Source organism: Roseicyclus persicicus (genome assembly GCF_012395815.1).
In the GTDB taxonomy this organism is placed as follows: domain Bacteria; phylum Pseudomonadota; class Alphaproteobacteria; order Rhodobacterales; family Rhodobacteraceae; genus Roseicyclus; species Roseicyclus persicicus.
In genome coordinates this window covers 69,093-92,648 of sequence record NZ_JAAZQQ010000008.1, presented here as the reverse complement: position 1 = coordinate 92,648, position 23,556 = coordinate 69,093, and the positions used below count along the sequence as shown (strand labels likewise).

General features: G+C 61.6%; 20 protein-coding genes. 17 read left to right on the top strand and 3 right to left on the bottom strand.

Annotated elements, in window-relative coordinates:
* Position 1: 1 nt before the first annotated feature.
* The 13 genes from HCU73_RS18550 to HCU73_RS18490 all read left to right on the top strand — a co-directional run bounded on the left by HCU73_RS18550 (position 2) and on the right by HCU73_RS18490 (position 15,852).
* A complete protein-coding gene (locus HCU73_RS18550) occupies positions 2–649 on the top strand; it encodes a VirB8 family type IV secretion system protein (protein ID WP_168624963.1) in 648 nt (215 codons plus the stop codon).
* The gene (locus HCU73_RS18545) at positions 646–1,359 is read left to right on the top strand and encodes a TrbG/VirB9 family P-type conjugative transfer protein (protein WP_239025638.1); all 714 of its coding nucleotides are present in this window, start codon (positions 646–648) and stop codon (positions 1,357–1,359) included. The genes HCU73_RS18550 and HCU73_RS18545 overlap by 4 nt, the downstream gene beginning before the upstream one ends.
* Positions 1,356–2,678, top strand: a complete 1,323-nt coding sequence (locus HCU73_RS18540; protein ID WP_168624962.1) for a TraB/TrbI/VirB10 family type IV secretion system protein — start codon at positions 1,356–1,358, stop codon at positions 2,676–2,678. The genes HCU73_RS18545 and HCU73_RS18540 overlap by 4 nt, the downstream gene beginning before the upstream one ends.
* A 1-nt stretch (position 2,679) precedes the next feature.
* Positions 2,680–3,714: an ATPase, T2SS/T4P/T4SS family gene (locus HCU73_RS18535; RefSeq protein ID WP_168624961.1), complete on the top strand. Its 1,035-nt coding sequence runs from the start codon at positions 2,680–2,682 to the stop codon at positions 3,712–3,714.
* Between the two features lie 16 nt (positions 3,715–3,730).
* Positions 3,731–4,150: a hypothetical protein gene (locus HCU73_RS18530; protein WP_168624960.1), complete on the top strand. Its 420-nt coding sequence runs from the start codon at positions 3,731–3,733 to the stop codon at positions 4,148–4,150.
* On the top strand, positions 4,150–5,175 hold the full coding sequence (locus tag HCU73_RS18525; RefSeq protein ID WP_168624959.1) for a TrbL/VirB6 family protein: 1,026 nt from the start codon (positions 4,150–4,152) through the stop codon (positions 5,173–5,175). Before HCU73_RS18530 ends, HCU73_RS18525 begins: the two co-directional genes overlap by 1 nt.
* Before the next feature lie 275 nt (positions 5,176–5,450).
* Positions 5,451–6,065, top strand: a complete 615-nt coding sequence (locus tag HCU73_RS18520) for a DNA-binding response regulator (RefSeq protein ID WP_168624958.1) — start codon at positions 5,451–5,453, stop codon at positions 6,063–6,065.
* A complete protein-coding gene (locus HCU73_RS18515; RefSeq protein WP_168624957.1) occupies positions 6,058–6,648 on the top strand; it encodes a hypothetical protein in 591 nt (196 codons plus the stop codon). The genes HCU73_RS18520 and HCU73_RS18515 overlap by 8 nt, the downstream gene beginning before the upstream one ends.
* Positions 6,649–6,651: 3 nt before the next feature.
* Positions 6,652–10,056 (top strand): ATP-dependent helicase, encoded by a 3,405-nt coding sequence (locus HCU73_RS18510; RefSeq protein ID WP_168624956.1) that lies wholly within the window; start codon positions 6,652–6,654, stop codon positions 10,054–10,056.
* A gap of 70 nt (positions 10,057–10,126) precedes the next feature.
* Positions 10,127–11,260 carry a ComEC/Rec2 family competence protein gene (locus tag HCU73_RS18505; RefSeq protein WP_168624955.1) on the top strand — a complete coding sequence of 378 codons (1,134 nt, stop codon included), beginning with the start codon at positions 10,127–10,129 and terminating at the stop codon, positions 11,258–11,260.
* 2 nt (positions 11,261–11,262) lie between these two features.
* Positions 11,263–13,536: a ThiF family adenylyltransferase gene (locus HCU73_RS18500; RefSeq protein WP_168624954.1), complete on the top strand. Its 2,274-nt coding sequence runs from the start codon at positions 11,263–11,265 to the stop codon at positions 13,534–13,536.
* Entirely contained in the window at positions 13,533–14,693 is a 1,161-nt protein-coding gene (locus HCU73_RS18495; RefSeq protein ID WP_168624953.1) for a patatin-like phospholipase family protein, read from the top strand. The genes HCU73_RS18500 and HCU73_RS18495 overlap by 4 nt, the downstream gene beginning before the upstream one ends.
* Before the next feature lie 196 nt (positions 14,694–14,889).
* Complete coding sequence (locus tag HCU73_RS18490; protein WP_210730712.1) at positions 14,890–15,852, top strand: hypothetical protein; 963 nt, start codon at positions 14,890–14,892, stop codon at positions 15,850–15,852.
* Between the two features lie 161 nt (positions 15,853–16,013).
* Here the strand turns inward: HCU73_RS18490 and HCU73_RS18485 are convergent, their stop codons facing one another.
* The 3 genes from HCU73_RS18485 to HCU73_RS18475 are packed head-to-tail and all read right to left on the bottom strand — an operon-like array spanning position 16,014 to position 20,926.
* Positions 16,014–17,993 (bottom strand): type IV secretory system conjugative DNA transfer family protein, encoded by a 1,980-nt coding sequence (locus HCU73_RS18485; protein ID WP_168624951.1) that lies wholly within the window; start codon positions 17,991–17,993, stop codon positions 16,014–16,016.
* Positions 17,986–20,337 carry a relaxase/mobilization nuclease domain-containing protein gene (locus HCU73_RS18480; RefSeq protein WP_168624950.1) on the bottom strand — a complete coding sequence of 784 codons (2,352 nt, stop codon included), beginning with the start codon at positions 20,335–20,337 and terminating at the stop codon, positions 17,986–17,988. The genes HCU73_RS18485 and HCU73_RS18480 overlap by 8 nt, the downstream gene beginning before the upstream one ends.
* A complete protein-coding gene (locus HCU73_RS18475; protein ID WP_168624949.1) occupies positions 20,324–20,926 on the bottom strand; it encodes a helix-turn-helix domain-containing protein in 603 nt (200 codons plus the stop codon). Before HCU73_RS18475 ends, HCU73_RS18480 begins: the two co-directional genes overlap by 14 nt.
* Positions 20,927–21,487: 561 nt before the next feature.
* On the opposite strand from HCU73_RS18475, the gene HCU73_RS18470 reads away from it, so the two are divergent.
* The 4 genes from HCU73_RS18470 to HCU73_RS18645 all read left to right on the top strand — a co-directional run bounded on the left by HCU73_RS18470 (position 21,488) and on the right by HCU73_RS18645 (position 23,537).
* A complete protein-coding gene (locus HCU73_RS18470) occupies positions 21,488–22,207 on the top strand; it encodes a ParA family protein (RefSeq protein ID WP_168624948.1) in 720 nt (239 codons plus the stop codon).
* Positions 22,208–22,217: 10 nt separating this feature from the next.
* The gene (locus HCU73_RS18465; protein WP_168624947.1) at positions 22,218–22,874 is read left to right on the top strand and encodes a hypothetical protein; all 657 of its coding nucleotides are present in this window, start codon (positions 22,218–22,220) and stop codon (positions 22,872–22,874) included.
* A 151-nt stretch (positions 22,875–23,025) separates the two neighbouring features.
* Positions 23,026–23,196 carry a hypothetical protein gene (locus HCU73_RS18460; protein ID WP_168624898.1) on the top strand — a complete coding sequence of 57 codons (171 nt, stop codon included), beginning with the start codon at positions 23,026–23,028 and terminating at the stop codon, positions 23,194–23,196.
* Positions 23,197–23,210: 14 nt separating this feature from the next.
* Entirely contained in the window at positions 23,211–23,537 is a 327-nt protein-coding gene (locus tag HCU73_RS18645) for a hypothetical protein (RefSeq protein ID WP_210730711.1), read from the top strand.
* Positions 23,538–23,556: the final 19 nt, after the last annotated feature.

Below are 23,556 nucleotides of genomic sequence, written 5' to 3'. Positions count from 1 at the left end.
CATGAGCACGCGTGAACTGGTCGAGGAGGAGCTGATCCATGGCGCGCTGCGCCGGGAGCAGCTCTGGCGGATGATCGGTCTTGGCGGGGCGGGCTTTGGCGTTTTCGGCTGCCTTGCGGCCGCAGCCGTCGTCCTGATGGTCGAGACGCCGCCGCCGGTCGTCGTGCCCTATGACCCCGCGACGGGTCTGGCCCTGCCCAATGCCACGGTCGAAACGGTGCGGCTTGCCGAGCGGCCTGCGATCATCGAGGCGCAGATCTACCGCTACATCCTTGACCGCGAGGCCTACAACCAGCTCGACAACGATCTGCGCGTCCGCCGGGTGCTGGCGCAATCCACCGGGGCGGCCGAGGCCAGCATGCGCGCCATGTGGACCTCGGGACAGGAGAGCTATCCGCCGACCCGCTATGGCCCCGCGGCCGAGATGGCTGTCGAGATCGCCTCGATCACGCTGATCGGCGACAACCGCGCGCAGGTGCGCCTCAGAAAGCGCCTGACCAGCCCGCAAGGGGCGCAGGACGGATCCTTCACCGCAACGCTGATGTTCGCCTTCCAGCCCGAACGGACACGCTCGATCGACGATGTCTGGCAGAACCCCTTCGGCTTCACCGTCACCCAATATGCCATCCGATCGGACCGTTCCGAATGACCTCTGTTCCCGTTCTCGCCCCTGTTCATGCCCTGCTCCTCGCCGGTGCCTTCGTGCTCTCCGCACCCGCAGCCTTTGCCGAGACCACGCCGCGCCCCGGCCCCCATGACAATCGCGTCCGGATCGCGACCTGGACCGAGGGGCAGGTCTACCGGATCGTCACCACCCTGACCCGGGTCACCACCGTCGAGTTCGGCGAGGGCGAGACCATCCGCTCGATCATCGCGGGCGACACGGTGGGCTTCCAGTTCGACGGCGTGCCGGGCGGTCGGGCTTTCGCGATCAAGCCTACAGCCTCTGGAGTCGCCACGAACATCACGGTCTATACGAACCGGCGCTCCTACTACTTCCACGTGGTCGAGGCGCGCGAGACCCCGCATTACGTCGTGCAGTTCCGCTATCCCGAGAGCCGCGTTCAACCGGCCCGGGCGGTTGCGGCCGAGGCGCCGAATGCGAACTATGCCGTCAGCGCCCGGGAGGAGTTCACACCGACGGCCATCTGGGATGATGGCACCTTCACCTACTTCCGCTTCGCGCGGAACGCGCCGGTCCCAGCGATCTTCCGCTATGCCAATGGCGGCGAGCGGGCGGTGAACAGCACGGCGATCGAGGATGGTGTCATCCGCGTCTCGGGCGTCAATCGCCAATGGGTCCTGCGCCTCGGGGAAGACGAGGTCTGTGTTCAGGATATGGGTGGGCCCACGTCATGAGCCAGGACACCGAAGACCTGGCCGCGCGCCTGGCGGCTCTCGAAGCGACGGGCGACAAGAAGCGCGGCACCGCACGGCCTTCCCCGCTGGCCGCCGTCCTCGGCGTGGCCGGGATCTTGGCCGCAGGCGGCCTGGCCTGGGCCGCCCTGCAGCCATCGCCGGAAGCACCCCTGCCAACCGCAGCCCCGGAAGAGTTCCAGACAGCTGGATCGGGCTTTGGGGACCTGGCTCCCATGCCCGTTGCAGAGCCTGCGCCGCCGCCGGCCGAGACCGGTCCCTCTGCGTCGGAACTGGCGCTGATGGAAAGTCTCGCAACGCTGCGAGCGGAACTGGAAGACCTGCGCGCGCGGCCCGTCGAGGCATCGGATAGCGGCGCAGAGCAGGCCATCGCCGATCTCACAGCGCAGATCGCGGCGCTGCAAGAGGCCTCGTCTGAGGCGCAGCGCGCGCTCGAGCGACAGTTGACCGAACGCGACCGCGAGCTTGACCAGTTGCGCATGGACCTTGAGGTCGCGCGGCTGACCCCGCCTGCGCCGACAGACCTCGGGCCGAACGAGGAGGAGTTGCGGCTCGCCGAACTTGAGCGCCGCCGCATCGCAGAGGCCGAGGCACGGGCCGAACGCATCGCCTCGCCCATGATCGCGTTTTCCGGGATGGGGGCAGGGACCGACCGGGAGAACAGCGTAGAGGCCGCGCGCCTGAATGAGGACGAAGCCTTCGTGCGCGCGGGTGCAAGGCCCGCCCCGGTAACGCGGGCCGAAGTGATCGTGAACCCCGGCAACACCGTCGTGCAGGGCACGATGATCCAGGCCGTGACCGAGACGGCGCTCGACAGCACGCTGCCCGGCGCCATCCGCGCCATCGTCTCCGAGGACGTTCATTCCTTCGATGGCACGCGGGTCCTGATCCCGCGCGGCGCGCGTCTCGTGGGGCGTTACCGCTCCGATGTGGCGCTCGCGCAGTCGCGTGTGATGGTGGCCTGGGACCGCGTAATCCTGCCCGACAACCAGACCGTGGAAATCAGCGCCTTCGGTGGGGATGAGCTCGGCCGCACCGGCACCACCGGTTTTGTCGATACCCGCTTTGCGCAGCGTTTCGGCTCGGCCACGCTGATCTCGCTGATCGGGGCCCTGCCTGCGGCGGCCGCCGGACAGATTGAGGATGAGGCCGCGGCCGACATCGCGAGCGACGTCGGCACAGACCTGCGCGACAGCACCCAAAGCGTGATGCAGGACTATCTGGCGATCCGTCCCGTGATCCATGTCGATCAGGGCACGCGGATCACGGTCATGGTCGACCGCGATCTGGAGATCTTCTGACATGGCAGCAAGCTATCTCGAAGCCTCGCTCGACCGGCTGGGCGCGCACGTGCGTTGCTGTGACACGATCGAGATCTGCATCAACCCCGACGGGCAGGTTTGGGGCGAGTTTCAGGGCGATCATTTCATGCGCGGCCTTGGCGCGCCGCTGACCCAAACCGAGATCAAGGACCTCGGCAACCAGATAGCCTCGGCCGCCTCGACGACGCTCAGCACCAAGAAACCCATCGTCTCGGTCTCGATCCTCTACCGGGATCGTCCGATCCGGGCGCAGGTCATCCAGCCCCCCGCCGTCGAAGGCGGGTTCTCCATCTCGCTGCGGTTCTTCTCCTCCCTGCCTCTGGAGGCCATCAAGCTTGGCTTCCTTTATGGCACGGAGCGCAGCCTCGAAGGCCTGCGCCGTGAACGGAATGCCGCCCTGCGCGATGTGGTGGCGTCCGGCGACATCGACGCCGCCCTGCGCTTCTGCGTCGAAAACAAGCTCAACATGATCGTCTCGGGCGGCACCTCGACAGGCAAGACGGTCGCGGCGCGGAAGATCCTCTCCCTGATCCCGCCCGAAGAGCGGATCATTACCATCGAGGAGGCGGCAGAACTGCGCCCCGAGCAGCCAAACGCCGTAACGCTGATCGCCGACCGGGACATCGAGGCCCGTAGCGCCGATGTGCTTCTGGCCTCGACCCTGCGGATGCGGCCTGATCGGATCGTGCTCGGGGAGGTCCGTGGTCGCGAGGCCATGACCTTCCTCGAGGCGATCAACACCGGCCATGGCGGCTCGCTGACCACCTTGCACGCCGAGACCCCGCAACTCGCCGTCCGCCGTCTCGCCATCGCGGCCCTCAAGACCGATGTGCCGATGACCTATGCCGACATGGTCGACTATATCGAGGGCTCCATCGACGTGATCATCCAGGCAGGCCGCCATGACGGCGCCCGCGGCATCACCGAGTTCTTCCTGCCGGGGCAGGCGAGACATCCAGATCAGAACACCGCCGGAACCGGGGGCACAAAGCGCCCCGCGGTCGCCGCCGAATGACCCGAAAGGAAACCCCATGCGCAAGATCATCCTCGCCGCAGTTGTCACCCTGTTTGCCGCACCCCTCGCGGCCCAGACCTCGCCTCCGGTCACGAACGATCTCACCGTGACCATCGCGCCCCAGCAGTACCGGATCTGCAACGACCGGCCCGCACGGCCGGTCTGGATGGACGAGATCCACCCGCGCGAGGCCTACAAGGCGCTGACGTTGATGGATCTGTACGAACTGCGCGCATGGGAACAGATCGTCGATACAGGCAACTGCGGCTGCGAAGTCCGCTTCCCGGAATGGAAGGATGCCTCTGAAGAATTCAACGAACGGTATCTCCTGGCGTCCGCGGCGGAACATACGGCAGCGCAGCGGGACATCCGACGGCAGCGCAACGATCTGCGCCATCCAGTTCAGGACATCTGCGAAGCTCAGGGCAACTGGTAATGAGCGTCGTCAGCTGGATGGTCGAAACCGCTGACGGTTTCCTTGTCGATGCGGCCGAGTCCCAGTTCGGGGCTGTGGCCAGCAATACCGGCACGATCGTCCTGCTGATGGTCACGCTCTCGCTGATCGGCATCTGCATCAACATGGCCTTCCAGTTCCGCAGCATGGATGGGGCCAGTTTCTTCTGGTACCTGATAAAGCTGATGTTGATAGGGCTCTTCGCCTTCAACTGGGCCAACTTCAACGCTGTGTCCAACGCCGTGATCGGGGGCCTCGACTATGTCGCTGGTGCGCTCGTATCGTCCGTCGGTGGGGCAGGGGCAGGTGCCAGCCACTTTGCGGGAGAGTTCGACAATCTGATCGAGCGCTTCGCCACGTACCTCAATGCAATCGGCAGCAATCTCAACTGGATGACCGGTGCCATCCTCGGCGGCATCGGTCTGGTGCTCCTGAGCCTCCTTGGCTTCATGACCGGCATCGTCCTCATCTTCGCCAAGATGATGCTGACCCTGATGCTGGGCCTCGCGCCGATCATGATCGCTCTGTCGCTCTTCGATGCGACCAAGGATTTCTTCCACAGATGGGTCTCGACGACGATCAGCTACGCCTTCTACCCCATCGTCATCGCCGCCATGTTCTCGACCGTCGTCGGCATGGCGAATTCGCTGCTGGCCCAGCTCGGAGATCTGAACTCCGCGACCAACATCGGCTCGCTGGTGCCGTTCTTCGTGATGGTCTTCCTGGCGAAGGGGTTCGTCGCGGCAACGCCCTTAATCGTGCGTGGGATCTCGGGAAACCTGATGGTGGCAGCTGCACCTGCGATCGTCAGTGGGTCTGCTGGCGTGCTCCGGGGCTTAGTAAACACCTCAGGTGTCCAGGGCAGGGAGCGGATCGGTGCGCTGACGACGGGTGAAGCGATCGGTCGGGGGGCAATGCAGGCCCCTGCAGCCGTGCGGAGTGCGGCAGCGACCGCGAGCGCGCAGGTGGTCAGGATGGCTGAGAGGGCGAAGCGGTTGGGAAGTTGATAGGCTGCACCCTCTATGAAGGCAATTCAATTAAGTGCTACCATTCCTCGAGGCGCTGATAGATCAAGAGGATACCTTTGAATAATGCTGTAGTGAAACCACTTACCAAGTGTCGATCTGATGGCACGCCCTACACGCGTCGTCCTGAGGTTGAAAAGGCACTTGCGATACTGATTACACGGCCACGCAAGGATATCGTTGCAGCCCTGAAGGTTCGTGACACAACGTCACCACTTTACATAAAGTCTGAGTGCATCGTTTATCTTATACGAAACATGCGTAACGACAACGACGTTGGCTATTTCAACGAACTTTACCGTGAGCTAATGCGTCGACTTGCCTCAGCGTTACCGTTCATATCGGGTGAACAAGCAGACCGATCGGAAAATGTTCATGCCGCAGGCGGGCGAGAGCGAGTGAGAGACCTTTTCGTCGCCAAGCTCATGGAAGACCGAAGTGATGCTGGGTCGGCCCTCGACTATTTCGAAATAATGTTTGCCAGCGCCATCGCAGCTCTCCGCAGGACGTCCATGCATAGGGCGAAGAAGCACGCCTGGCGCACCCTTCCAATCGAAGACGAAGAGAACTCGAATGAGCCTTCTCTGGCAGTAGAGCGCGCTGTCGGCAGTCTTGATCTTAGGGAAGAGCTGCTTTCCGACGACCCGTTTTACCGGTCGCGCATCGCTGCCGCGATTATCGCCTTACCAGACAAGTACCGAAGAGTCATCGAGTTGATAATGAGAGAAATACCGATCGATTCATCTGATGATAGCGTCATGACCATTCGAAAGGTGATCGGCGTTAAATCTGAGAAAACAGTTCGGAACCGGCGCGACGAAGCATATCAAATGATACGCAAGGCTCTGTCAAATGGAGACGGACATGACTGACAGCCATGACGACATCTTCGAAGAAATCCTTCTCACGTTTTCAGTCGAGCATTTGCAAGACAATGCAACCCTTGAACGATTCCTCCGACAGTATCCTCACCTTGCTGATCAGCTTATAGAACTTTCCCTTGATCTTAGGCTGCAGCGAGCAACAGAAAAAGTGACAGCGCCAACCGATGAGGATTGGGTTGAAGCATCGCTTTTAGCATTTCACGCGATATTACCCGTTCACACTTCGGCTGAAGTGAAAGATCCGTTCACCAACCTATCTTCGCAGGAACTGGTAGCGCTACGTCGTGAACTTGATGTACCGAGCGGTGTAATTCAGGGATTTAGCTCTCGGCTTGTGGACGTTGCTAGCGTACCTGCATCATTTGTTGACGCTCTTGCGATCGGCCTCCGATCCACTGCGGACGACCTACGTCGCTTCATGGCAGCACCGCCTCGACGTGCACCTAGCATCAGCTACAAAGCTGACAATAATCCGTCTGCTGAGACAGAAAAGATTACGTTTGAAGATCTCCTTATGCAGTGCAAGGTTCCAGATGAGCGACGACGTCAACTTCTGGCCTCGCGGGATTGACTCATGGACGCCGTAGAACTAGCCCGGCAGCGTGCAGCAGCACTTCACGATGAAGTGGTCTCAAAGGGCGCTGACCCTTGGGATCCCGAGGCGCTAGTTAAAGCCGCGGCGTCCAGTCTGGAACTAGACATAGAGATCGTCGAGCCAGGCAGCGCGATTCTGGAAGGCGGTCGGGCACAGTTCGATCCCATAAATCGTGCCATCAGACACGAGGACTCGGGAACAATTTTTTTCAAGGCCTTCCTCGTAGGCCACGAACTCGGTCACGCCACGCTCGGCGACGACCGGGTTCAGCATGTCGCCCTCGACGTTGATCCCACTCGATCGCCAGAAGCATCGCCAGTTGGTGAGGACCGGGTTGTTGACTACAGTCGACGGCAGCGCCGGGAGGTCCAGATGGACCTCTTCGGTCGCGAATTCTTATTGCCGCGCAAATGGGCTCGCGCACTACACCTTGAGGGCATGACGGCGTCAGAAATTGCGACGAAGTTGGGTGCACCCTTTGACGTTGTCGCGTTGCAGCTTCTTGACGCGCTGCTGCTTCCAGCGGTCGAACCGGAAGCAGAGGACACCGAGGTAAGACCTCCAAAAGCGCTGAACGCCGATCAGTGCAAAGCCGCAATGCATCGTGGGTCTCCGTATCTTTTGGAGGCCGGACCGGGAACGGGAAAGACACAGACTCTCGTCGGGCGGGTTTCTGGCCTCGTCGATGAAGGAGTCGATCCCCGATCAATTCTTGTGCTGACCTTCTCCAATAAAGCTGCAGGAGAACTATCTGAACGCATCGCTGGACTAAGGCCAAAGGCTGCGTCAGCGATGTGGGTTGGGACATTCCACGCCTTCGGTCTTGATTTGGTGCGCAGATACCACAAGCAGCTGGGTTTCCCTAGAGAACCCCGCATGATGGATCGCAGCGAGGCGATCGAGATCATGGAGCGCGAATACCTTGCTCTCAACCTCACCCATCATCGGGAGTTCATGAATCCTGACCGCCCCCTCAAGGACATGCTCACCGCGATATCCCGGGCGAAGGACGAAGTTGCGGACGCTGACCGCTACGCCGCGCTGGCGCAAGAGATGCTGGACAGGGCCGCCGACCCCGAGGCCCGCCTTGCCGCTGAGCGATGCGCTGAAGTCGCTCTTGTCTTTAAGAAGTACGAGGAGTTGAAGCTCGCGGCATGCGCGGTGGACTTCGGAGATCTAGTGTCTCTCCCCGTAAAGCTCCTCGATTCAGATTCTGAGGCCGTATCAATTCTACGGGCTACCTATAGCCATGTCCTCGTTGATGAGTACCAAGACGTAAACCGCAGTAGCGTGAGGCTGCTCCAGCGACTAACGGATGGTGGAAAGAACCTTTGGGCCGTTGGTGACGCGCGGCAGGCCATCTACAGGTTCCGCGGTGCGTCCTCATTCAACATGTCGCGATTCAAGACAGAAGACTTTCCTAGTGGCACCGGAGATCGACTACGCCTCAACTATCGCTCAACACCCGAGATCGTTGGAGCGTTTTCGAATTTCGGTGCGGGCATGCAGGCTGGTACCGGCGATGCGTCCCTAAAAGCATATCGACAGCCCAGCGGTGTCCCACCGGAGCACGTCACCTTTGGTGACAACGACGACGAGGCGAACGCACTCGCAGACGAAATTCTGCGCCATCTTCATAACTTCGACTTCCGCGACCAAGCTGTGCTCTGCCCTGGCAATGACAGGCTCAACCGCATGGGTCGCGAACTGGAGCGACGAGGGATTCCGGTCCTGTACCTCGGCAATCTCTTCGAACGACCCGAGGTCAAGGATCTTTTATCCGTTCTTTCGTTGCTCGTCGACAGGCGGGCCATGGGATTGGTGCGTAAGGCCTCGCTCCAGGGATTGTCGACCGGGCTAAGTCTGGCGGGTGCGGCATCGGTGGTCGGGCACCTTCGACAAACGGAAGCTGGACCGCTAGCCTGGGCTGGTGCATCGCCCTCTCGGCCAACTCTGGACGCCGCTGACACTGACGCCATATGCCGGTTGGCCAGCATGCTGGACGGATTTGATACCAATGCGCATCCTTGGTCCGTTCTGGCGCACGTCATGCTGGATCGAACACGAACGGCGGCGCTGATTGCATCGACGGAGGATATCTCGAGTCGTGCCATGGGCGTGGCGATCTGGCAGCTGATGGGCTTCCTGCGCGCTCAACGTTCGGGGCCAGGTCTGCCGATCCAGCGCACGCTCGACGCGATCAGGCGGCTTATCCAACTCGCCGATGAACGGGATCTTCGACAGATTCCGCTGGCAGCTCAGGGCATCAACGCAGTCCGGCTGATGACCATTCACGGCAGTAAGGGACTTGAGTTCCCCGTGGTACACATCATGGGTCTGAATAAAGGGAGCATGCCCAGCACTGCACGTAAGCCGGCCTGTCCAGTTCCCGATGGCATGATCGCTGGCGGAGAAGGCGGAACGATTGCTCTGGCTGCTGCTGATCACGCTCTCGAGCAAGAATGCCTTTTGTATGTCGCCGCCTCTCGTGCCCGAGACCGCCTACAGCTTTACTCAGCGACCCGAATGGCGAATGGCAATCGGCGCAATCCCTCGGATTTCATCGCCCGGCTAGGCGTGACGGCTGCCCGCGCGGCAGCGCCGCGCATGGACCGGGAACCGGACCCAGAGGAAGGGCCGCTCCCGATCGCCCTTGGGCCTGCAATCAAGATCACGACGGCGCAATTGGATCTGTATGATCGTTGTCCACGGCGTTTCCTTTACACTCATGTCCTTGGCGTCGGAGGTCGACGCACGGCAACAACTATGACGACAATGCACGATCTCGTGCGCACCATAGTGACGGAGATCGCTGCCACTGATCCCTCCGATATGTCACTTGGTGACGTGGAAGAGCTGCTGGCGCAGAGATGGACTGAAGGGCCACTCGCTGGGGATGAGTATCGACTGCACCGCGAACTTGCGGCCTTGCTTGTTCAGCGGTTCGTAGCGATGCGAGCAGGCACAAGCCGCTCGATAACGCCGTCTCTCCGAATAGGCATCGGGACGACCACAGTCACGGCTAATGCAGACGATGTCATTATGACACCAAGAGGGCAGCATATCGTGCGAATGGTTCGGACGGGTCACCAGTCCTCCAAGACCGGACAAGCCCTCGCCGACGCAGCTTTCCAGATGGCGGCCGTCAACTCACTTCCCGGCAGCACAGTCGAGATCGTCCACCTCGGCGACGACGATCACACTACAAAGATCGAGTTCGATCACAGGGCTCTCGGCAAGAGGATGGAAAAGCTTGCCGAAGTCTTGGCAGCTATTGAGGGCGGAAACTTCACACCAGTGCGATCCGACCGCACATGTCCCTTCTGCCCCGCCTTCTTTACTTGCGGTCCAGTGCCCGACGGCAGCCTTCAAGAAAATCTTTAACAAAACATTACCGGTCGGACAATGCTGGTGAGATTGACCCTGTGAGCGCTGAAAGCCACAGGAGATGAATATGACCGCAAAGCTGACCTTCCATCCCCTCGGGAATGCCGACTGCACCAGGATCGATTTCGCCGACGGCAAGAAAATGCTGGTCGACTATGCCGACATGCGGAACGAAAACGACCTCCACGACAAACGGATTGACCTTCCTACCGAACTGAAGGGCGACCTCCGGGCCGCTGACCGGGACAACTATGACGTCGTCTGCTTTACGCATCTGGACGACGATCACTGCTGCGGGACAGGAGATTTTTTCTGGCTCGACCATGCCGCGAAATACCAAGGCGAGGGCCGCATCAAGATCAAGGAACTGTGGGTGCCGGCTGCCGCTATCCTTGAAGACGGCTGTGACGACAGCGCCCGAATTGTCCGCCAGGAAGCACGGCATCGGCTGCGGCAGGGTTACGGCATCCGCGTCTTTTCCCGCCCGAAGAAGCTGGCCGACTGGCTGGCGAAGCAGGGGCTTTCCCTTGAGTCCCGCGCGCACCTGATTACCGATGCCGGCCAATACGTTCCCGGCTTTTCCAAATACGGGTCGGAGCAAGCCGAATTCTTCATTCATAGCCCCTTCGGCTGGCGTCAGAATGAGAATGGGATTGTTGACCGTAACCAGGATAGCATCGTCTTCCAGGTCACTTTCCTTGAGGGCGGTCGAGAGACCTATGCGCTGTTTATGTCTGACATCCACGCCGACTCTATCGATCAGATTGTCTTGACCACAAAGCGTCACGGGCATGAAGACCGCCTGCTGTGGGACATTTTCAAGGTCCCCCATCACTGCTCCTACACGGCGATCGGCTGGACCAAGGGCGAGGATGAGACCCAGCCCACCGAACATGTAGAGTGGCTTTGCGAGAAGCAGGGGCGTGATCGCCATATCATGGTGTCGACCAGCAAGCCCATGCCCCTCAAGGGGACGGCCGAAGACGCCGATGTCCAGCCCCCCCACCGGCAGGCCGGTAACTACTACAAGGCAGTCGCGCGTCGCGCAGACGGCTCGTTCAAGGTTACGATGGAATCGCCCTCGACGGCCAGGCCGAGGCCACTCAGCATTGAGGTGACGAGCCGCGGCGCGCAACTCCTGACTGTCTCGGCTGTGGCCGGCGCGGCCAGCATCATCGCCACGCCGGCGCGGGCAGGCTAAGGATGACAGCGGTTCTCCATCCTTGGTGGTCGGCGTTCGGGAAGCCGGTGGCACCGGATGCGGTGACGCTCGATGCTGCACAGGCAGTCATTGAGTACGTCCTTTCTGGCAGTGCGCCGGCCGTCACTCTAGTTGGAACACGGCAAACCGACGATGGTGCAGTGGCCGCTCTTCACCTCGAAATTGAGGTGGAGCGGCCACAGGACCTAGCTGTTCCTGTCCGCAGAATGGAATCGGTGGCCCTGATCTTCGGGACGAATGGAATGCAGCCGGCGGTTCTGGCACTACGCCCTGACTTCCCCGAAACCATGCACCAGAACTGGACGCCGGACGAGATGCCGCGCGCCCTGTGTGTCGACGACCGGCCTTGGGCGGAAGCGAAGCTCACTTTCACACCCGCGGAATTTATGCGTCGCGTTCAGCTTTGGCTCGCGAAAGCTGCCCGCGGCGAACTTCACGACACAGCGCAACCTTTGGAGCCCCTCTTCTTCCACAACCCCGCAAAGATCATTCTCCCGACGGCTGCTCTGATGCAGACCAATGAGCCCGCCGAATTGGTCGGACATATGCGTAGCGAGCATGCGACGATCATTGTCACCGAAATCGTAAAGCACGGCAGCAACAAGAATGATCCGATGTTCGTGGTTATCCCTATGCGCGCAGCCCCCCAAGGCATGCGGCGACTGCAACACGCGCCACAGACACTCGATGTGCTCGCTCAGCAGTTGCATGCGTGCGGCATTGATCTTGCCGCAGAACTTCGTAAGCGCGTGATAGAATGGGCTGGCGTGGATTCCACTGCCGTCCGGCGTCTTCAGGCACGTATTGCGCTTGTTATCGCTTTTCCGGTCGCTGGTCATGATGGTCGGCAAGCCGATGACCTACGCGCATTCATCACTCACGATACCGCCGGAGATCTCGGTATCGCCCTCGGTGCCCTTGCCCGAAACGAGAGCAACGTGGGCTCTGGAAGCGGCTATGTTCGGATGGTCGGTATGGCCACGGGCGCGATCGTGCCCACCCTCTCTATCGAGCCGGCCGACGTCCATCTGGATTTCGATCGGGCGGCAGGCGCGACGATCAGCGGGCAGACCCAGCCCGACACCCGCCGCTGCGTACTAATCGGCGCAGGGTCGCTGGGGTCGCAGCTAGCCATCAACCTGGCACGTGAGGGCCGGTTTCAGTGGACGATAGTCGACGAGGATCACCTGATGCCGCACAACCTTGCCCGTCACGCCCTGTATCCCATAGATGTTGGTCGCCCCAAGGTCGTCGGGTTGGCGCATCGCATCCATGCCCTGCTTGGCGACCCCGTCACCCTTTTGGAAGCAGACTTTCTCCATCCGCCAATTGAACTCGCAGCGAAGCTGGACGAAGCGATAACCAAGGCGGATGTAATTATTGACGCCTCTGCTTCCGTCGCCGTTTCACGTCGCCTTGCGGATTTGCCGCGCCTTGGGGCGCGCCGCCTGTCGGTTTTCTTCAACCCCGCTGGGACAGCGGTGATCCTTCTGGCGGAAGGGCGCGATTGCGCGCACACCTTGCATGATCTCGAATCGCAATACCACTCGCTGATCCAGATCAACCCAGCGCTTGCGCATCACCTGCAGGCGGAAAGCGGCGTGCGCTACAGCGGCTCCTGCCGCGCTGCAACCAACCGCATTCCCGCCAGCAGGGCGGCGCAAATGAGCGCAATTGCGTCTCAAGCCATTGTGGATGCACTCTCCGGCGACGACGCAGTTATACGCGTCTGGACCCTCGCCGACGATCACAGCGTCAGCCTGGCGGAAGCGTCGGCACTGGCGGTCCAGAAAATCGCGCTCGGCAGTTGGACTGTAACCTATGACGAGGGCCTTTCCGGGCAGATTGCGGCACTGCGCACAGAACGCCTGCCGCACGAAACCGGCGGCGTGCTGCTTGGTATCACCGACACAAGCCGTCGCTCCGTTCACATCGTTACGGCTCTACCGGCACCGCGGGGCAGCTCTAGTAGCGTCACCGCCTTTGAGCGCGGCGTGTCCGGCCTTGCCGCCGCCGTTAAGGAAGCAACGGAGCGCTCCCTGCACCAGGTCCGCTATGTGGGCGAATGGCATTCCCATCCACGGGGCTCATCGATCCGCCCCAGCTTGACTGATATCCGACAATTGTGCTGGCTGACGGATGAACTGGAGAGCGAGGGCGTTCCCGCCTTGATCGCGATTGCCGGTGACCACGGTCAGCTCAGCGTGATGCTTGCGGGCAAAGGTCGTCTGACGACCGATGGAAATGCCGTATGAACGATCTCACAGTAGCGCAGGACATTCAGAGCCTGTTCGCGGCCCATTCCGCCGAAGTCGATTTCCTGCAGGCCCGCAAGCTCGATGACACAATTGGTCTTTGCCTCTCGGGCGGTGGCTACCGCGCGATGATCTATCACACGGGCGCACTCATTCGCCTCAACGAGCTCGGTTTCCTACCGCGCCTCGGCGAGGTTGCCAGCGTCTCCGGCGGCTCTATCACCGCCGGCCTACTGGCGTTGCGCTGGCCAGACCTGCACTTTGACGAGAACAACCGCGCGGTCAATTTCGATGAAGTCTTCGTTTTGCCCTTGCTGCGTTTTTCGGGCAAGGGCATCGACATCAAGGCCGCGCTCTACGGCCTCCTGCCGGGCTACACCGCCGCCGACAGCATTGTGCGCGCCTATGACCGGCATCTCTTCCATGGGGCGTGCCTGCAGGACATCACCGATTGCCCGCGCTTCACCTTTATGGCTACGAATCTGCAAACCGGCAGCGGCTGGCGCTTCGGAAAGAGCTATGCCGCCGATTACCGCGTGGGAATGATCAGCAGGCCGGTGATTCCGCTGGCGCGCGTTGTCGCGGCCTCATCGGCCTTCCCGCCGATCCTATCGCCGGTGCACATCGACCTGTCGGGCGAGTCCGTCCAGCCCACGGCCGGAGCCGACCTTCACCGGGAGCCGTTCACCATGACCGCTGTTCTTGCCGACGGCGGCATCTATGACAATCTCGGCCTTGAACGAGTCTGGAAGCGGTGCCGGACCATCCTCGTCAGCAATGCTGGCCGCACGATCCCGGAAGTCGGCCGCCCCACCGGGCGTTGGATCGGCCAGATGTTCCGAACCCTCAGTCTGATTCAGCAGCAGGCCGAGCACTCCCGAAGACGAATCCTGTTCGGCATGGCCAATGGGGGGCAACGCCAGGTGGCGTACTGGAGTATCGATGCGGCATCGGCCCACTATGCAGTGCCGGACGCTCTGCCGCTCAGCACTGAAGAGGCTGCGGCCGCCGCTGCCCTGCGGACCCGCCTGAACCCGTTCTCCCCTGACGAACGGCGCCTGCTTCTCAGGGCCGGTTACTCCGGCGCCGATGCTTCTTTGCGCGCTCGCGGCCTCGCGCAGAACCAGCCGGCGGCCAGTTTCGACTTCTTATCGTAAGATATTCGATCACGTCCTCCGGTTCTGGTGTTGCGTCGCCGCAGGGCAGCTCCGAGAAATTTGCGGATCGAGGAAAAGGTGACACCAACTTTTTGAGCAACGGCAGGAAAGCAGTATGTCCGAACAGCCTCAAACAACCACGCCATCGAGCCTCTCAGCGTCAGCCAGAAATTACGCCCGAGAAGAGGACGCTCGTGTGATCGGTTCCAATGTCTTAGGGCTTATCCAAATCTTCGGTCAACACATGGATCTCGAAAGGCTAGATGGCGTGACTTTGGCCTACGACTACGCCCAAGCCTTAGAAGAGCTGGACCGTGGTGTGCAAACCAGTTCTGTACTGACGGCCAGCAAAGACTGGGGTGTCGGTGTCGCCATGACGCCAGCCGTCCTGCGAGACGGTGTTCTGAAATCGCATATCCTGCTCAATGCGGCGTTCTTGGAAGGACTTCTCGACGAACCCCAGAGCAAAGCGTGCCAGGAGGCCGTTCACATCATTGCGCATGAGTGTGCGCATGTCGAAATCAATACCGTCAAGGATCGTCAGTTTCCGAACAAGATCCTCCGCTACCGGCCCAAGACCTGGTTTGAGGGGCTTCGCTTAGAAGTTATAGAGGCATCGTGGGACGAATATGCCGCCTGCCGAATTTCAGCCGGCTTCGGAGCAGCTCCGTCAGAAAACTATCAAGGCGTTTTTCTGAAGATTCTTGCAGATGCCGGACATAATGTGCGGGAAGCCATTCTGAAGTGTCGCCATGACGCAGATTACGACGCGCTTCTGATCGAAGCTCAGCGCAATATCGGAAGCCTAATAAAATATGCCTCGTACGTGCTAGGTACTGCCGATGGCCTAGAGCAGGAAACTGAAACAGACCTGCCAGATATATCAGCCTCCCTCCAGGATCATTGGTTTGCCCCATTCTTCGTGCGTCTCCAACATTCCCACAGGGTCCTCTGGGAACGCTACGGCCAGTGGGAAAGCCTGAAAGAGTTCGAAACGATCGCCGACATCTGGCTTGATATGCTCGCTGATCGTGGCATCGACGTCACCCCACAAGTTGACGGTGCGATTTTTGTGAGTATCCCGTTCCGTGCGGATACCAGCTCATACCAAGCCATGATGTGGGGGTTGCGACAGACGACCAAGAGACATCGAGGTTAGTATCTGCTAAAAAATACAGGCCGCGAAGACCGAAGAGAATCCTAGTCCGCTAAGGACGTTGAGCGCCCGGCTTTGCACCTAGTATTTTTCGTGCTTTGGATCTTCGCTTGGGAACGCCTCAATATAGCCAAAGTCCCACGTGGACGGTGTGTACGGGCCGATCACGTATACTCAGCGATGATGGCACGCGTCGTCTGAACTGCCTTAGCTAGTTCGGTCCTATCGGCCTTGTCGAGTCCCAACCTATTCAGATCGATCGCCAACTGACCGGTCACGCCAACATCAACTTCGGCGCGGGCAGCGCGCCCTCGTGCGCGACGCGAAAGCGCAGCGCTTGAAGCTGTCGTTTCCGTTGGAGGGACTTTATCGGCAACCGTCGACACAGTTCCAGCTCCCTGTACCCCCGTCGCCAGTCGCACCTCCTGCAATTCCAGCTTCAGCTTCTCCACCGTCTCTCGCGTCTCAGTCATCTGCCGATCGCGCCGCAGTCCGTCTTCATCCGGATATGGGAAACTCCCCGCCTGACCCGCGTGAAGCACCTTCAACGCCGGGTCTTCGAAATACTTGATCCGCCGTGCCCGGATCGGCATCTGCGCGTCGATGACGAGGATCACCTCGTCGAGGTCCATGCGCCGTGCCTGATCCTCGGTCAGAAGCGGCGTGTCCTCTGTCCGCTCAGAAACGCTCCGGCCCTCAAAGGGATTGCGCCCTACGGCGCGGGACCGGGTCACCACGCGCTTGGTGGTCTTGCCGACAGCCTGGCTCAACTCCTCGATGGTCTTCTGCTCGGACGGGGTGAGGTAGAGCTTCACGCCCGCGCCGCCCTGCAGCGACCGACGGGTGTTTTCGCCATAGATCTCATCCAGTGCCGGGATCGTCTGCGTGACAATGGCGAGGTTCCCGCCGAAGGAGCGCAGCGTCTTGATGCTTTCGGCGACGATCGGCATTTTTCCGAGCCGGTCGAACTCGTCGAGCATGATCATCACCGGCCAGGGTTCGTCGTCCCCCGGCTCCTGCGCCTGCAGTGAGGCGATCAGGTCCGAGAAGAAGAGCCTGATCAGCGGGGCCAGCGGGCGGATCATCTCGGATTCGACCACGAGGTAGATCGCATGCGGCCGCCGCCGAATGTCCCGGAACGAGAAGTCCGAGGTCGCGGTGGCCGCGTCGATGGCACGGTTGTCCCAGGTGTCGAGCCCCGAGGTCATAAGGAGCGACAGGTACGAGGTCAGTGTGTCGTTGTTGGTCGATGCCATGCGCTCGAAGATCAGCTTGGCCGAGGTGTTCTTCACCTCATTCGCGCGCTTGAGATATTCCTTCTGCTTGTCGCCGCCCGAGGCGGTGATGCGGTAGATCTCGCCAATGGTCGGTACACCGCGCTCGAAGGCCAAGAGACCGGCCGCGACGAAGAGGTCGATACCGCCTGCAAGAAGCCCACTCAGTTTTTCATTGTCGGTCTGCAGGAAGAGCTTGGCGGTGAGCTTCAGCTCCATCTGTTGCCGATCGGGATTGGTCATCGCCGCGATGCGCGCCAGCGGGTTATAGCGGTGGGTGGGGCGGTCCCAGTCGGTCGGCGCGAAGCGGAACACCTTGTCGCCCATGCTGGCGCGGAAGCGCGATGTCTCGCGGAAGTTCTCGCCCTTCACGTCGAGCACCACGGCCGAGCCCTTGTAGGTGAGCAAGTTCGGGATCACGAAGCCCACCCCCTTGCCTCGGCCCGTGGGCGCCACGATCAGCGCATGCGGGAAGGTTTTGGAAACGAGGAAGGGGCGCTTCGATTTCGGGGGGCCGAGCTTGCCAAGAAGGAAGCCGCCGCCCGGCTTGGCAAAGAAGCCGTTACGCTTCATCTCGCCCCGGGTCTGCCAATGGGTCGTTCCGAAACGCGTCAGTGCATCGCCGAGAAGCGTGACGCTCAGCATCAGCGCGGCAATGCCAAAGCCTGCGAGGATCAGGTTCACCCAGAGGAAGTCCCGCGGCGCGCTGACACCGAGGGCGCGGTATTCCCGCGCGAGCAGGGTGACGTCGAAAGCTTGCGTCGACAGGCCATAGCGAATGGTCAGGTAGCCCGTGGCCACGACATAGCCGATGGCGAGGCCGACCAGCGTCAGGCTCAGGATCCCGCCCGCGATCTTTCCCTTATCCATGGGTGATCCCCTTTTCGCCATGGGTCGCTGCGTGACGTGCGCGCTGCGCCTCGATCTGCTCTTCGGCCAGGGCATCCAGCACCCGCTCCATGGCAGGGCCATGCGCCGTTACTTCGCTGCTTTCCAGATAGGCCTTGGCAAGTTCCAACTGTCGAAGTGGGTCCCCGGTGAACTTGTCCAGCACATCCGCGTGTCCTGCGCGGAGGGCAGTCACCGCGTTCGGCGTGAGGTTGCGGTCGATCTGGGCGGCGAGGCGCTGGCAGTCCGTCTCAGTGAGCGGTTTCACGTCCTCGGCCTCTGCCCGCTGCAGGAAGGTCAGCACATCTGGGGCGGTCTCAGCCATGAAGCGCCGTTCGGCATAGTCCTGTCGCGCCTGATCCTCGATCTCAAAACTTCGCTCGCTGATATAGGCGCGCGATGCGCCCATGGCGCGCAGACGGTTGATTTCCTCCTGGACCGCCGCCCCGAACTCTTCGTCCGGCATCTCGGCGCGGTAGCGCGCGAGGGTGCGGTCGTCTTCCGTGATCGGCCCGAGATGCTGGATGGGATCGCGTAGCGCGAGGTCCATGTCACCGGCGTGGAGCCTGCGGTCCTTTTCGTCGACGGCGAACTCCTGCGGCTTGCGGCTGTCGGTGATCTTGTCCCAGGCCATCGAGGCCAATTCGGCGTGATCGGGCGACCGCTGCGCGAAGGCGTTGAAGGCGGCCCGGGCTTCCTCCACTTCGACGGCACCAGCCCTGCGCACGGAAGGGTCGTCCGAAAAGGGATGGTCGAAGTCTGTCCGGCGGAATTGGGCGACGAGCTCTTGGAAATCCCGGCGCTCGGACGGGGCGAAAATGTCGGGCTCGCCCGCCGCGCGCTCACGCTCGGGCAGCGTGACGCGTTCGGCCAGGGCAACCGGGTCACCGTCGGTCTCATCCACATCATCGATGGCCCGCAGGATACGCGCATCGGTCAGGGTGTCGCCAAGTCGGACATGGACGGCTTCCAGCCGGTCCAACGCCTCCTCGCGATCCTCGCCCTTCTCCAGATCGAGATCGCCCGCCTTGGCGATGGCACGCAGATCCTGCGCCAGCCATTGCCGTTCGAGCGCGGCATTGCCGGCACCCTCACGCATGCGGGCGGCCACGGCTTCGGGATCGATGCCCGTGCCCTGCAGCGCCTCGCTGAGGCGCGTCTTCACCGCATCGTCGTCGAGGCGCCCCATCTGGTCCTCGCGCATGTTGGCCCGCGCATAGACCCCGTCCCGGGATGGTGCGTCGAGCAGCGCAGCCGAGCGGTCTCCAAGCGGATTGAGATGCGCGACGGAGGCCAGCACATCAGTGAGCTTGCGCTCGATCTCCGGCCGCTCGGATGCGGGTGCTCGGTCGATTGCGGCTTCGATCTGACGGATGTTCTGGGAAAATTCGGTGATCAGCGTGTCAAACGCCGTTTCGTCTTGGGACATGTAGATGGCTCCGTCAGATTGGATCTGACCGCCACTGGCAAGGATGGTGCTGGCCCGCTCGAGCGCCTCGGCCACGTCATCGAAGTTCGACCGGGACGCCTCGACCGCCAGACCCCGATAGGTCAGCGCGTTGCGCGCCACCGTTTCCAGGGCCGCGGCCAGGTCGGCACCGGTGCGCTGACGCTCGACCGGCGCTCGGCCCTCGTCACGGGCTTTGTAGACCTCGTCGATCTCGGCGCGGTAGGTCGTGACCCCCCGGTCAAGGCGCCGTGTCGCCTCGAGCCGGATCCCGTGGACCTGCGCCGCCTCGACCATCGCCACCCGAAAGGCGTCGTAGTTGAAGTGGTGATCCTTCCCGAGAAAGAACATTTCGCCATCCTTGCTGCGGCGGTTCAGAACGATATGCGCATGTGGATGCGCGCGATCTTGGTGTATTGCAGCAATATAGTCGAATTGCGACCCCTCACCTTGAAAGAACCGCTCACAGACCGTCTCGGTGATCGCGCGCACCTCTTCGCCGCTGGTGCCCACAGGAAACGCCATCAGAAGATGCGAGGTATGCCCGAGCTTCGGACTGTGCCGCTCGCCCCATTGGTTCTCGAAGCGCCGCACGACCCGGTCGATCTCGGCCTCGGACAGGGTCTTCTTGCCATCATGGGTGCCACGGCTGTCGAGGATATGGCTCGACTTGGTGGTGAGGTAGGTCAGCTGGGCCTTGAGCTGGGCGCCCGTGTGGCACCCGCCTCTCGAGATCGGCTTGAAGATGGCCGGCGAGTAGCCGCGTGCCGCCCGGACCATCTGCGCCTTCTTGGCAAGCCCCTGCCAACTGCCCGAGACCCGGCTCCAGTCACGATCGAAGAGGGCGGGCCCGACGCCGCGCGCCTCACTCCGCGCCATGCTCGGCCACCTGCGCCGCTTCCTGCCGTGCCAGACCGGCGAGGGCCTTGGTGACCTCGAGGTCCAGTTCGCGACGCCGCGCGCGGAACATCTCCTGGATCTGGTCGGCCATGTCGAAAACGAGCACCGCAAGGTCACGGATCTCAGCATGACTGGCGGGGGTATAGGGCAGACGCTCGCCTTTGCGCTTGGCCTCGTTCAGGCGGCGCGCGACCTGGTTGACGTTATTGCCGACCCGGTTCAGCGCCGCGCTCATCCCTTTCAGCTCATCCGTCATGCCCTCATCCGGGCGCAGGAGATCGTCGGCGGCCAGCATCAGGCAGCGCATGGCGTCTGACCGGTGGGCAATGCCGCGCCGCGCGAGAGCCGCATCGAAGCCGCGAAGGTCGCGATCAGTGACCCGCATGGTCAGCACACGGGTGCGGCTGTCGTTCGCCGAGACGGCGGAACGGCCCCGGCTCAGCACGTTGTAGACCGTCTTGGGCGAGACCTTCAGCGTTGCACTGATCGCACTGACGGCGACGCCTTTCGCCCGTTCCCGGACAATCTGACGGCGTTCCTGATCGGTCAGTCTGCGACTGTGTCCCATGTGAAGTATACGTTCCTATTTCTTGCCAACTTCGTACAAGCCCGCCTTCTCCCAGCACAAGCGGAGAAGGCACCAAGGGCTTGTACTCAATGTAGAAAATCGGCCAGACAGGCCGATTTGACGTCCTTTGGCAAATGCAGCGCGCAACGCGCTCAATGCAACGCGTCCCGCGTTCCCTGCATCGCGCATCGCGTCCTTTGGACTGCGTTTTGCGCGCCCTGCAGCACGGCTTCTGGCAAATGTCAGATGGCCCCTGCTCCCCGCATCGCGCATGGTGCGCAATGCATCACGTCCAGTGCGAGATGCGTCGCGTTTCCTGCGACGCGGCCAATGGCCCATGTCGAATGTCGCACGTCATCTGGGGCCTGCATCGCGCGGACGGGATAAAGTCAGGTGTCCCGTGCAGCGTGCCTCACGTCCCCTGCACGATGCATTATGCGCCCCGCATTTCGCCTGAGGCAGCCCGCATCCCGTCTTCTGCTTGACGCCGTCACGCATGGAGGTTAGCGACACGGTAACATCTTTGTTGCGTTTCACCATTCTTGCGAGAGGTCCGCCCCCATGCCGAACGACAATCTCGTGGTGATCGCCGCGATGGCCCGTAAAGGGGGGAGTGGTAAGACCACGCTCTCGCGCGCCCTGATCAGCGCTGCCGTTGCCGCCGGACGTCGCGTCCTTCTGATCGATACTGACAGCACCGGCGCGCTTGGCACCTGGCACAAGCGGGCTGAAGCCGCGGGTTTGGGATCGCCCCTGCTGCGCTCGGCGACTGTCGAGAGCGTAGGGGCCGTGGATCGCCGGATCGAGCAGGTCTATGCGGCGGACTCGGCGGATTTCATCTTCATCGATACGGCGGGCGTCGGGGCCGAGTGGTCGGACGGGATCGCCGTTCTGGCCGATCACATCGTGACGCCTGTCATGCTCTCGACCTCGGATCTCGATGTCGGCGCACAGACGGCAGACTGGTTCGAAAAGCTCCGCGCCCGCGTAGATGACCCCGACAGCCTGCCCCGTCACCATGTCGTGCTGAACATGGTCGACACAAAGACCACGCGCGCCGATGCCGCCCTCATCGAAGCAGCGATCGCGCGGTTCCCGGTGATCGAGACCGTGATGATGCGCCGGAACGTCTACAAGGAGATGGACGAGAAGGGCCTCCTGCACGCTGTGGCATTGCAGAAGCAGGCCGATCCGAACCCCCTCATGCGGCCCCATGTGCGCCATGTGGTCGAGGCCCTCGAAGAAGCGACCGACATCCTCAACAACATCCTGGCCGCGTGAGGACGGGGTTGTGAGGAAGAAGATCCCGACCATCACACGGCCCGACCCGGCTTATGCTGCATCACTGCGGCCAGAGTTGGGAGAAGACCCGGGAAGGGAAGAGGTACGGCTCGCGGCAGCGATGCCAGAGACTGTGGCCGTGGAACCGGCGCCAATGGGAGATGACGTCGCCGGGCACCAAAGCACACCACCTACCTCCACGTCTCAGCTCAGTCAGGAGACGGACGCGAGGGCGGCGCCTGCGGTCATGTCATCACCATCCCGCTCGCGACGCAGTCCGGCGACGCGCAAGATCGACATCCGGGTGAATGCGCTGGAACGACAAGAGGAAGCCCTGATCGATTGCGGCGTCGATCCCGCCCATGTCATCCGCGCCGCCCTGCGCCGTGCGGTCAAGAACTGGGAGCTCGGCTCCGAGTTCGTCCCCCCGTCGGAAGAGCAACGCACGCGGATCACCGAATGGCGCACGCGAACCTCACTGGCAGTCGATGCCGGCGCAGTGACCACCCTCCTGCGCGCCCACGACCCGCTGGACGTGTTGAGCAAATGGGCCCTGATCCGCGGGCAGTTGGAGCCCCGTGTCTGGGCAGAGATCGACATACTCCTGGACGAGATCGCCGTTCGCGCTGCAGCGCAGAATGCAGAAAAGGATACGCCAGAAACCTGACTATAAAGACAACTTGTCCTTTTGTCGGTGGGTTCTTGCCGAGGCCGCCGACTTCATCTTGCAGTTGCAGAAACCCAACCCTAAGACGTTCAAAACGATATTGCGGCCTCGTTGTTAACAAGTCCTGAGGTCAGTTTGAGAGGAGCACATCGTGACCACTTTTCCGCGGCTTACGGCCGAACCGATCATGCGCATCCTCTGCAAGAAGACCGACACGCTGGTGGGCTACCTCTACCAATGGAACAATGGCGACCTGCAGCCGGCGTGGCTGGACTCCGCCAAGGTTGAAGTGCGCTACGAACCCATCTCAGCCGCCGCTTGATATGTGCGGGCCCGATGGCGGCCTCCATCGAAAGAGCACCCGGTCCCAAGCGGGTGACCGCATGGGTCGACCGAACGGTACAAAAAGACGCTTCGTTGCGGGGACGACCCTTAACGATTGATAAAGAGATTTGCGCGAAGCTCTTCGCCATGAAACGGGTCTGGAAGCTCTGTATTAGGGACATTGACGGCTTTGATCGCCGCCAAGGCTACGCGCTCGCCGTAAGCGCCGATGAAGCACGCTCCCTCGCTGGAAGCCCGCAAGGTCTGCATGTCTTCGAAAAGCATCCGGCAATGATCTGGCCAGGGCCGCAGTCAAGCTTGGTTGTCTGGTCGAACTGATGCCTCTTAGCAAAAGAAC

Coding starts and splice junctions, on each gene's coding strand:
- HCU73_RS18550 (WP_168624963.1), top strand. CDS start 2: ATGAGCACGCGTGAACTGGTCGAGGAGGAGCTGATCCATGGCGCGCTG.
- HCU73_RS18545 (WP_239025638.1), top strand. CDS start 646: ATGACCTCTGTTCCCGTTCTCGCCCCTGTTCATGCCCTGCTCCTCGCC.
- HCU73_RS18540 (WP_168624962.1), top strand. CDS start 1,356: ATGAGCCAGGACACCGAAGACCTGGCCGCGCGCCTGGCGGCTCTCGAA.
- HCU73_RS18535 (WP_168624961.1), top strand. CDS start 2,680: ATGGCAGCAAGCTATCTCGAAGCCTCGCTCGACCGGCTGGGCGCGCAC.
- HCU73_RS18530 (WP_168624960.1), top strand. CDS start 3,731: ATGCGCAAGATCATCCTCGCCGCAGTTGTCACCCTGTTTGCCGCACCC.
- HCU73_RS18525 (WP_168624959.1), top strand. CDS start 4,150: ATGAGCGTCGTCAGCTGGATGGTCGAAACCGCTGACGGTTTCCTTGTC.
- HCU73_RS18520 (WP_168624958.1), top strand. CDS start 5,451: ATGCGTAACGACAACGACGTTGGCTATTTCAACGAACTTTACCGTGAG.
- HCU73_RS18515 (WP_168624957.1), top strand. CDS start 6,058: ATGACTGACAGCCATGACGACATCTTCGAAGAAATCCTTCTCACGTTT.
- HCU73_RS18510 (WP_168624956.1), top strand. CDS start 6,652: ATGGACGCCGTAGAACTAGCCCGGCAGCGTGCAGCAGCACTTCACGAT.
- HCU73_RS18505 (WP_168624955.1), top strand. CDS start 10,127: ATGACCGCAAAGCTGACCTTCCATCCCCTCGGGAATGCCGACTGCACC.
- HCU73_RS18500 (WP_168624954.1), top strand. CDS start 11,263: ATGACAGCGGTTCTCCATCCTTGGTGGTCGGCGTTCGGGAAGCCGGTG.
- HCU73_RS18495 (WP_168624953.1), top strand. CDS start 13,533: ATGAACGATCTCACAGTAGCGCAGGACATTCAGAGCCTGTTCGCGGCC.
- HCU73_RS18485 (WP_168624951.1), bottom strand. CDS start 17,993: ATGGATAAGGGAAAGATCGCGGGCGGGATCCTGAGCCTGACGCTGGTC.
- HCU73_RS18480 (WP_168624950.1), bottom strand. CDS start 20,337: ATGGCGCGGAGTGAGGCGCGCGGCGTCGGGCCCGCCCTCTTCGATCGT.
- HCU73_RS18475 (WP_168624949.1), bottom strand. CDS start 20,926: ATGGGACACAGTCGCAGACTGACCGATCAGGAACGCCGTCAGATTGTC.
- HCU73_RS18470 (WP_168624948.1), top strand. CDS start 21,488: ATGCCGAACGACAATCTCGTGGTGATCGCCGCGATGGCCCGTAAAGGG.
- HCU73_RS18645 (WP_210730711.1), top strand. CDS start 23,211: ATGGCGGCCTCCATCGAAAGAGCACCCGGTCCCAAGCGGGTGACCGCA.